This is a genomic window from Psychromonas antarctica (genome assembly GCF_022267535.1).
GTDB lineage: Bacteria > Pseudomonadota > Gammaproteobacteria > Enterobacterales > Psychromonadaceae > Psychromonas > Psychromonas antarctica.
In genome coordinates, this window is the sequence record NZ_JAHNZV010000196.1 from 1 (window position 1) to 2,870 (window position 2,870).

Below are 2,870 nucleotides of genomic sequence, written 5' to 3' on the forward strand. Positions count from 1 at the left end.
AAGTAATAACGCATTAATAATAAATCAGCATTACTTTTTTTGTATATTTTCTCAAAATATCTACAAAAACCATTAATTCGTAAGATCATCAAGGAGATACATTTTGAACTTTAAATTAAATACACTAGCGGCAGCACTGACTGTTGCACTGACGGCTTGTGCAACATCAAATGCAACAAACGTACAGAAGGCTCTAGATTCAACAGCTTCAGCTCTTTATGTAACAACGTCTTTAGTAGAAAATAAAATTTCTGACAGTAAGGCTGATTGCCCTTGGGGGTTTTGTTATAAGGCAGAAATCACTATCAAGAATAATAGTGAACATGCGGTAAACGCTGATTGGGCAATGTACTTTTCAAGCATTCATCGTATCTTAGATACACGTGGCGATGCGTTTAAAATTACTCACATCGATGGTGATTTACATAAAATATCAGCTACAGATAAATTTACTGGCTTAAAAGCAGGAGAAGCCGTCACTCTAGAATATGATGCCGAATACTGGCAAATAGTCGATACAGACTTTATGCCTAATTACTACATAACGGCCCCGGGCGCTGAAGCGCGTGTAATTGAAAATACGGCTCCTGCTGCGGTTGATGGTCGTATTGACTTAACAGGTTATGCAAAAGCAATTAGTAATGACCCTAAAAAACCAAACCAATGGCAGCGTCATCCCGGCGATAAGACGGTTGTAACATCGGCACAAACTCGTTTTGAGGCTAATGTAGATGTTGCTGATTTAGGCGTTAATGCAACATTAGGTCAGATCATTCCAACACCAGCTGATATGACAATTCAATCAGGCTCTATTAATATAGCTGCTGGTTTACACATCATGGCGGCTGAAAAAAGTATTCCTGCTAATCAAATTGCCGCATTGAATAAACATTTTACAAAACTAGGTGTTACCACGAATGCCGGTGTTGCGGTTAATGTGTCTGTTAACGCAGCAAACAAAGCATTTATAGATAAAGAAACTAAAGGCGCTTATACGCTGCAAGTGTCTGATAGCGGAATCACAGTTGTTGGTGCGGATGCAGAAGGGGCTTTCTACGGCGTAGAATCGATTGCTGCTTTGGTTTCAATTGGTAGCGATATATTACCTAAAGTAACTGTAAAATATGATGCACCTCGTTTTGACTACCGTGGAATGCATATGGATGTTGCCCGTAATTTCCGTTCCAAAGAGCAAGTCAAAGAGTTCTTAGATCAGATGGCGGCTTATAAAATGAATAAATTTCATTTTCATTTGGCGGATGATGAAGGTTGGCGTTTAGAGATTCCAGGGCTTCCTGAGCTAACTGATATTGGTGCAAAACGATGTCAAGATTTAACACAAACAACTTGCCTACTTCCCCAGTTAGGTTCAGGCCCTGATACAACGACTTCAGGCTCTGGCTACTACACTATTGCTGATTATGCTGAAATTGTGGCGTACGCCCAAGCACGTAATATCGAAGTTATTCCATCGATGGATATGCCTGGTCATTCACGTGCAGCAGTAATATCAATGGAAGCGCGATATAAAAAATATGCAGCAGAAGGAGATATGAAAGCAGCAGAAATGTACTTGTTAACTGATCAATATGATAATTCAAAATATCTATCCGTTCAAAATTACACACACAACACAATTAACCCATGTATGGAGTCAAGTTTTGTATTTATGGATAAAGTAATTTCTGAAATTGCGAATATTCATAAATCTGCAGGTCAACCATTAACTGATTATCATATCGGTGCGGATGAAACAGCGGGTGCTTGGGTAGATTCTCCGATATGTCGTGCAATGTTTGTTGATATGAGCAATGAAATTGATTCTGCCTCTGATTTAGGAGGTTACTTTATCGAGCGTATTAGCCATATATTAGCAGCAAAAAATCTTAGCCTTGCGGCATGGAATGATGGTCTTAAACATGACGGCAAGTACATGGATCCGGCAAAGTTAGCCGGTAACACTGCGGCTTATGCATGGGGAACTTTATTCTGGGGTGGCGTCAATGACGCACACGCGCTAGCAAACGATGGTTATGACGTAGTTATTGCCACTCCAGATGTAACTTACTTCGATTTCCCCTATGAAGCCGATCCACAAGAACCGGGGTATTATTGGGGTACTCGTAACACGAACAGCAGACAAGTGTTTAACTTTATGCCTGAAAATATGCCTGCAAATGCGGAAACAATGTTAAGTCGAGACAACGGTCCATACGAATATAATGCAGATACCGTTGCTCTTGATAAGGGTAAATCTTTCAAAGGAATTCAGGCTCATTTGTGGTCGGAAGCGATACGGACTGATGAGCAGCAAGATTACATGGCTTTCCCGCGAGTACTTGCATTGGCTGAAAGGGCATGGAAAGAGGCAAGCTGGGAACTTGCATACGATGCTAAAAAAGCTTACAAATCAAATACAGCTGGATTTGTAGGTACTCATCATATGGGCAAACGTATTGCAGCACGAGATGCTAAATGGGAAATATTTGCAAATACTGTAGGTTATAAAGAACTTGCTAAACTTGATGCTGCAGGCATTGCATATCGTCTACCTGTTCCTGGTGCGATGATAGATAAAAATGGCCTATTAATTGCTAATTCAACTTTCCCTGGCTTAACTATTCAATACTCGAATGATGGAAAAACTTGGATGGATTATTATCTTTCATCTAAACCAAAAGTAAAAGCAGGAGTACAAGTTCGGACTGTCGCAACAACAGGCCGTCCTAGTCGGGCAGTAGAGGTTAAATAACCTCAATTCTGGATAAGCTAAACGATACAGTACCGTTATTTACGCGTATTTCTGCGTTAAATCATCTGCCAATAACCAGTTATTGCTGCGATGATTCGCCTTGAACTACGCAAAACTA

The 2,870-nt window shown here is 40.3% G+C and carries 1 protein-coding gene; it reads left to right on the top strand.

Translation table 11 applies throughout. The features are described 5' to 3' along the window. Positions 1–103 precede the first annotated feature (103 nt). A complete protein-coding gene (locus KSO91_RS16780) occupies positions 104–2,752 on the top strand; it encodes a beta-N-acetylhexosaminidase (protein WP_238744170.1) in 2,649 nt (882 codons plus the stop codon). Positions 2,753–2,870: the final 118 nt, after the last annotated feature.